Origin of the sequence: Isoptericola croceus (genome assembly GCF_029382255.1) — a bacterium.
Taxonomy (GTDB): Bacteria; Actinomycetota; Actinomycetes; order Actinomycetales; family Cellulomonadaceae; genus Isoptericola; species Isoptericola croceus.
In genome coordinates, this window is record NZ_JARLLG010000546.1 from 1 (window position 1) to 252 (window position 252).

Genomic DNA, 252 nt, shown 5'->3' on the forward strand with positions numbered 1-252 from the left:
TTTTAATTGATTGATCATTCGGATTGACAGTCATCACGATAATCGTATCGGAACGTCCAGCATGGGTATCGCCTCTTGAGTCGACACCAGCTATTAGAAATGAAAGTGGTTCTCGGCTCTCTAGATCAACAACTCGAGAGGGCGAAAATGGTTCGTGCATTTCCTGAACTGTGTCCGTTACAGATTTGTATAAATAAAAGAAATAAGCAACAACCGACAAAAATACAACCCCAACAATTAACCCAAGTGATA

At 40.5% G+C, this 252-nt stretch carries 1 protein-coding gene; it reads right to left on the reverse strand.

Translation table 11 applies throughout. From position 1 onward, the window contains the following. A partial coding sequence (locus PZC42_RS25040) for an LCP family glycopolymer transferase (protein ID WP_498041217.1) occupies window positions 1–252 on the reverse strand: 252 nt, incomplete at both ends.